Origin of the sequence: Leptospira ognonensis (assembly GCF_004770745.1) — a bacterium.
GTDB classification, from domain to species: Bacteria; Spirochaetota; Leptospiria; order Leptospirales; family Leptospiraceae; genus Leptospira_A; species Leptospira_A ognonensis.
This window is the reverse complement of record NZ_RQGD01000025.1, coordinates 179,371-185,370: the sequence shown is the minus strand read 5'-3', so window position 1 is coordinate 185,370 and position 6,000 is coordinate 179,371. Positions and strand designations below refer to the sequence as shown.

Here is a 6,000-nt window from a genome sequence, read left to right as displayed (position 1 = left end):
AATTTTTTCACGGAATCCTCATGATGTACAGAAAACGATACCTGAACTTTTCCTTGGGTCAAGGTTTTTTGGCAGGTTAGATTTGGTTCGGCGGACCGCAAGGCACCGCCTTGAGTGGTGACAAGATAACAGAGCGATTGTTCTACGAGACATTGGTTTCTGCAAGCTGCAGAAGTTCGGTTTGTTCCCGTATTGGAGCACTGGGCAAATAAAAAGAAAGCTATAAGAGAAATCAGGATCCGTAACACATACTGTCTTGTTTTCATTTCGCGCCCCTCTCAGTCAAGAGTTGGAGGATCTCTTCCTTTTCTGTCATAAGTACTTCAGATAATGCTGTATGTCCTGCGTTTGATATGAGATTTGGATTGGCTCCCGCATCAAGGAGAATCTTTACCACTTTAGGATAACGATTGTATGCCGCCATCATCAGCGCCGTATGTCCGTTTCTTGTTTTGGCATCCAGATCCGCACGCTTGGAAATCAAAAGAAGAGCTACCTCCGCATGTCCTTCTTTTGCTGCAATCATCAGGGGTGTTAGCCTTTCAAATGTATCCTCAGGTGCATTGACATCATAGCCTTGTTGGATCAATTGTCTGACTCTTTCCGTATTGCCGATCGCTACTTGGTAGTATAGATTCTGGAAACGATCCTCTGACCTATGCTCTACATGGGCACATCTGGTCATAAGAAGGAGCAGAGTGAGGGCAATGAAGAATTTCTGTTTCATGCAAGCATTCTCGCATAGAAACAAAGGATTCAAAATGGCGGTTCACCGCAATTGTGGCAAACTACTATATTCTCCTTGAACGGAAGGCAAATGAAATTAGTTTCGGATTAGATTGTATGGAAAAAAGAAGCTATCGAATCCTTTTTCTTTGGTTTTACGTCGTCTCGCTGGTCTTATGGATCATCGAGGAGGCATACACCCTTACCAATCCTCCCGAAATCTTTGATCGGTTTCGTTTGCTCATTGCTACCTTCGAATCCTTCATTGCCATCTCCTCTTTTCTCGCAATCTCCATCCTATACCGAGAACTCAAAACAGAAGAAGGCGAAAATACCCAAGCCCAGACTCTCATTCTCGATCTCAAACGCACAAACCGCATCCTAAAAAACCCAGAATCCAGTTTTTGGATCGAAGTGAAATCCCAGATGGAAGCTTGGAAACTAACAAATACGGAAAAAGAGATCGCCATCCTCCTTCTCAGAGGGTTTTCGCACCAACAGATTGCGGGCGTCCGAAAGAAAAGCTTGCGGACAATAGAAAACCAAACTGCGTCGATCTATGAAAAATCCTCCATGCGCGGCAAATTAGAATTTATCTCTTTCTTTTTGACCCCACTTTTGCCCGAGGAAGATTGAAAAGAGAACTGCCAAAAAACCTTGACCCAAGGAAAAGTTCAGGTATCGTTTTCTGTACATCATGAGGATTCCGTGAAAAAATTGATCCTACCTATGGTCTTCCTTGCTCTCTTTATTTTGAGTGAGAACTCTGAAGCCCAATCGAACTTAGACAACAAAGCAAACGATAAACAAAATGCCCTACTGGAAAAAGACAAAGCCACTCGGGAACGCATCCTAACAAAGTACGCGCAGTTCTACTCCCGCATCAAAGATAAATACCCAGGTTTAGATTTTAAAGAACTTCCCATGGATCCGAGCCTTGCCAAGGACGTAATCGAACACAACGATTCACCTGGTGGCGGCAACAAAAAGGCAAAATCTATTTTTAGTTATGCGGCAGAGAATTTCATATTAAAAGCAGAACCAAACCTACTCCCAAAAAACAATTTGCCCACCAAAATCAGTCGTGGAGAAAAACTGGAAGTCATCTTAGTATTAAAAAATGATGGGTCGGCAAAGAAGGAGCAGTCCAATTGGTGCTTGGTAAGAACAGCAAATAAAAAAGAAGGTTACATCCCTGCGGAATATCTTTCCTCCTCACAGGTTGGCAAAAACGATACTCCTGAAAGGCGCTTAGCAAGCCTGACTCCACCAAACACGCGCTCCTTTGCCTTTCCAGACGAGGCCAAAGGAACCAAAAAAGCTCGTGGCACAGAGCGTCCCTTTTTTGATCCAGCGACAGGCGAAATGACAGAAAACATACCTGAATTTACAGAAATTCCGGGAAGAGAAAACGTAGGTACGACCGATTCGGGTCCAAAAGTTGACGATCGCTATAAAGATAAAGAATTTTGGGTGAGTGCCTCAAGCCTCAACGTCCGAGAAAACCCAGAAATCAATTCCATCATCCTAGACAGGATTGTCCGGGGTGGAAAGGTAAAAGTTTTACAATCCACAAACTATGAAGAAACCATTGATGGCCTCTCCGGAGTTTGGCACCAAATTGAAAGCGGATACCAAAAAGGTTGGGTGTTTGCGGGTTATTTAAGTTCCTCTGAAGTGGTAGCCTATGAAAACACCGACAACTCAGGCGGCCCCTCGTTTCCTTCTGAAAATCCAGAGGACTTAAAACCTGGTGCCAAAAGGTATGTTAGGTCCCTTTCCTTACGCATGAGAGACGAACCAAATGATTACGGAACCGTGATTACCACAATTCCAGGTGATGAGAGGATCAAAATCATTGATGCAAAGCCAGAGATAGAAACGATCGGCGGAGTGAGAAGCAAATGGATCTATGTTAGCTGGGATGACCAATGGGAGGGATGGATATTTGGCGGATTTGTCTCTAAGGATAAGGGTGCCCTCGTGGACAACGATGATATCTCTAAGTATTTTCAGATACCCGTAGATAACGATCGTTACGTTTCCTCATCTTTCGGAACACGTGTTGATCCCGTCACAGGAAAAGTCGGAGCCTTTCATAGTGGCATTGACTTACCTGCTACCATTGGAACCCCTATCCGTGCCGTGAGTGATGGAAAGGTTTGGAAAACCATAACAACCTCAGGTGGCTACGGTATGCTCACCATCCTCAGTCACAAAAATAATATTTATACCTACTATGCCCACCAAAACGAAAGAAAGGTAGCAGAAGGAGAAAATGTTAAATCAGGTGATGTGATAGGTGAGGTAGGAAATACTGGAAAATCCACGGGACCACACCTTCACTTTGAGGTGAGAAAAGGTCCGTCCCAACAAGCCCTCGACCCAGGCGCCTATCTACCAAAATAAAAATTCTATGAATCAAAAAAATAAAATGAAAACAAACATTCTCGTCCTTGCCTGTATGGCTGCCCTACTCGACGTACAATCCATTTCCGCACAGGAATCACCAGCGCCTGCGGAATCCGTGGCACCTGACATGGTGAAGATTTTGCTGAAAGGAAACCCGAAGGACTTTGATGCGGCCATCCAATCAGGCGGAGATATCAACTCGGCAGATGGGGACGGAAAAACTCTGCTCATGCTCGCTGTTGAGAAAAACCGAACCAAACAATTTGATAGTTTGGTGACCGCAGGTGCCGATCTCAACCGCCGTGACCTGACGGGAAAAACATTGCTCCATTACATAGTCACCTCTAAGTTTATCAATCAGTTCAAAAGTTTAGTAGAAAAGGGAGCAGACCCAAATGCGTACGATGGAGAAGGAAATACGCCCCTACACATTGCCGTATTAAAATCTACACTTCCTGTCCAAAAGACAATCGTAGAAAGTAAGGCAGATGTGAACTTAAGAAATAATCCGCGTAAGTCTCCTTTGTTCCTTGCTGTCGAAAAAGGCAAAATGGACACGTTAACCTACCTTCTCCAAAATGGAGCAAACGTCAATCTGCCGGAATTGACAGGAAGGACTCCCCTTTTTGTTAGTATAGACACTAAAAATCTAAAGCTAATGACCGTTTTGCTAGACGCAAACGCAGATCCAAATGCCAAGGATGCCAAAGAGACCACACCGCTGCTACTCACGATTGACAAATCCTTTCAAGCGGGAACAGAACTACTTTTAAATCGAGGTGCGGAATGGACTATCTTGGACAAAGAAGATTTACCACTCACCTTTTCAGCCTATGCAAAAAAAAATTATGGCATCCTCAAATTACTCTTACAAAAGGGATTGAGTCCTGATCTTGCGGGAAAACAAGGAAAAACTCTACTCGAGCTTTCGATTGAAAAAAATGACATCGCTCTCACCAAACTCTTAATCGAATACAAAGTAAATATCAACCAAAAGCTCACCACCAAACACTATCCATTAGAAGAATCATTAGAAAAAGGCAGAACCCCTCTTGCTCTCCTCTTCATTCAAAATGATGCAAACTTGCAAATTATGACAGATGGCGGGTACCAAATGATCCATTTGGCTGCCAAAAAAGGCAATGCCCAGGTCGTAGAAGAACTCATTAAAAAGAATGTAAGCGTTGACACTCTCACCATTCAAAATGGCGAAACTGCCTTAGCACTCGCTTTGGAAGCAAAACAAGGGAGTGTCGCCAAACTTTTATTAGCAAAAAAATCAAACCCGAACCATATTTCCAAATCAGGAAAATCTCTGCTCTCAGAATCCATTGAAAGAAAGGATGTCGATGCCATCAAACTGCTTTTAAACTCGGGTGCCGATGCAAACGAGCGCAATGCGGAGGACGAAACCTTGATCATGATTGTCGCCAAACAAGAGATTGACAAAAAAGATCAAAAATTCATCCAAGAGACAATTAAACTCCTGTTAACAAAAGGTCTTAACGTTAACGCAAAAAACAAACGCGGACTATCTGCCTTGCATCTTGCGTTCAATAGAAATAACGTGGATCTCATCACCATGCTTGTCAATCTCGGAGCGGAAGTAGATTCTGCCGATAATAATGGATTTACTGTTTTGAGAAAAGCGATCATTCGATTTTTACAATCCAAAGAATCGCTTGTATCCGACCAGTATAAGAAACTAGTACTTTTCCTAATCGAAAGAAGGGCCAATCTGAACCTTGTGGACAAATCTGGGAAAACTATTCTTTCCGAACTCGCGCTCCAATTCGATTCTGGTAAAAAAGATTCTGTACTCGAAGTGGCGAGAATTTTAGTTCTAAATGGGGGCAATCCGAAGCTAAAGGATAGCTCCGGGAAATCACCATTAGAATATGCGGAAGACAAAATGTTGACTGAGTTGATTGAAATCTATCGCGGAAATTAATGTCAAAAGAAAACACGATCAATATATTCGATTTTGTTAATACAGTTCCAACAAAATCTTTCAAACGCGGAGAAATCATCGTTCGAGAAGGAGAGCCATCTAACGAGAAGATGTATTTTATTTTAAGTGGCATACTTTCTGTCGGCATGGGTTCGCCTGACCAAAACAATTTTCATGAAGTGAGAAAACTAAGCACTGGTGAATTTTTTGGTGAGATCGCACTTATTTCCGCACATCCCAGAACGATGACTGTCTATATTCATTCCGACCGGGCCCAATTGGGAATCCTCGACAAACAAAACTTAATCAAAATTGCAAACTCAAATCCTATGTTTGTTTATGCATTATTACAAACGTACGTGGAACGATTGATCGAAGCAGAACAAAAATTGAAAGAGCTTACTGATGGGACTTAAAGAATCACTCGCAAAGTTATCCATGATTACGATCAAAAGGGGCGAAGTCCTCTTTAAAGAAGGTGTACCGTCAAACGGCGCTATGTTCTTTCTCTTCGAAGGCCAATTGGATATTTATAAGCATATCGAAGGAAAACATTCTAAACTTAGAAGCATCCTTCCAGGTGAATTTTTTGGAGAGATGGCTATCATAAATAATAGTCCTCGGGCCGCTTCCATCGTTACCGTTTCCGAATCAGCAAAGCTAGGCATCATCAATCGAAATACCTTTGTTAAGATGAGCCAAGAAAGCCCAGAGTTTCTATTTTTATTATTAAAAAGAGTGATCGAAAGACTTTATGAGACAGACTCTAAAATCAGAGCCATCAAACGGTCTAAGGACGATATTTCTAATGGTGTCACTAGCCCAGCTGAATCTGAGTCAAAAGAGGAGGCAGTTGATCCTGATTCGATTCCTATGATTCCAGTTGAGGGTATCATTCCAGAAGTTTAAAA

Annotated in this window: 6 protein-coding genes and 1 pseudogene; 5 read left to right on the top strand and 2 right to left on the bottom strand. The window is 42.5% G+C overall.

Annotated features, from left to right (window positions below; genetic code table 11):
* Together EHQ58_RS09980 and EHQ58_RS09975 are read right to left on the bottom strand one after the other, a co-directional pair.
* Nucleotides 1-266, bottom strand: a pseudogene (locus tag EHQ58_RS09980) (hypothetical protein); the annotation flags it as partial.
* The gene (locus EHQ58_RS09975) at nt 263-727 is read right to left on the bottom strand and encodes an ankyrin repeat domain-containing protein (protein WP_135623748.1); all 465 of its coding nucleotides are present in this window, start codon (nt 725-727) and stop codon (nt 263-265) included. The gene EHQ58_RS09975 and the pseudogene EHQ58_RS09980, both read right to left, overlap by 4 nt.
* A 116-nt stretch (nt 728-843) precedes the next feature.
* On the opposite strand from EHQ58_RS09975, the gene EHQ58_RS09970 reads away from it, so the two are divergent.
* The 5 genes from EHQ58_RS09970 (at nt 844) to EHQ58_RS09950 (ending at nt 5,998) form a co-directional block, all read left to right on the top strand.
* Nucleotides 844-1,362 (top strand): helix-turn-helix transcriptional regulator, encoded by a 519-nt coding sequence (locus tag EHQ58_RS09970; protein ID WP_135623747.1) that lies wholly within the window; start codon nt 844-846, stop codon nt 1,360-1,362.
* A 72-nt stretch (nt 1,363-1,434) separates the two neighbouring features.
* Nucleotides 1,435-3,135, top strand: a complete 1,701-nt coding sequence (locus tag EHQ58_RS09965) for a peptidoglycan DD-metalloendopeptidase family protein (protein WP_246047304.1) — start codon at nt 1,435-1,437, stop codon at nt 3,133-3,135.
* A 7-nt stretch (nt 3,136-3,142) separates the two neighbouring features.
* Nucleotides 3,143-5,089: an ankyrin repeat domain-containing protein gene (locus EHQ58_RS09960; protein WP_246047299.1), complete on the top strand. Its 1,947-nt coding sequence runs from the start codon at nt 3,143-3,145 to the stop codon at nt 5,087-5,089.
* On the top strand, nt 5,089-5,505 hold the full coding sequence (locus tag EHQ58_RS09955) for a Crp/Fnr family transcriptional regulator (protein WP_135623746.1): 417 nt from the start codon (nt 5,089-5,091) through the stop codon (nt 5,503-5,505). Before EHQ58_RS09960 ends, EHQ58_RS09955 begins: the two co-directional genes overlap by 1 nt.
* The gene (locus EHQ58_RS09950; RefSeq protein WP_246047298.1) at nt 5,495-5,998 is read left to right on the top strand and encodes a Crp/Fnr family transcriptional regulator; all 504 of its coding nucleotides are present in this window, start codon (nt 5,495-5,497) and stop codon (nt 5,996-5,998) included. The genes EHQ58_RS09955 and EHQ58_RS09950 overlap by 11 nt, the downstream gene beginning before the upstream one ends.
* Nucleotides 5,999-6,000 lie beyond the last annotated feature (2 nt).

Excerpts from the sequence above, each read along its gene's own strand:
- EHQ58_RS09950 (WP_246047298.1), top strand. The coding sequence starts at position 5,495 with ATGGGACTTAAAGAATCACTCGCAAAGTTATCCATGATTACGATCAAA.
- EHQ58_RS09970 (WP_135623747.1), top strand. The coding sequence starts at position 844 with ATGGAAAAAAGAAGCTATCGAATCCTTTTTCTTTGGTTTTACGTCGTC.
- EHQ58_RS09960 (WP_246047299.1), top strand. The coding sequence starts at position 3,143 with ATGAATCAAAAAAATAAAATGAAAACAAACATTCTCGTCCTTGCCTGT.
- EHQ58_RS09975 (WP_135623748.1), bottom strand. The coding sequence starts at position 727 with ATGAAACAGAAATTCTTCATTGCCCTCACTCTGCTCCTTCTTATGACC.
- EHQ58_RS09955 (WP_135623746.1), top strand. The coding sequence starts at position 5,089 with ATGTCAAAAGAAAACACGATCAATATATTCGATTTTGTTAATACAGTT.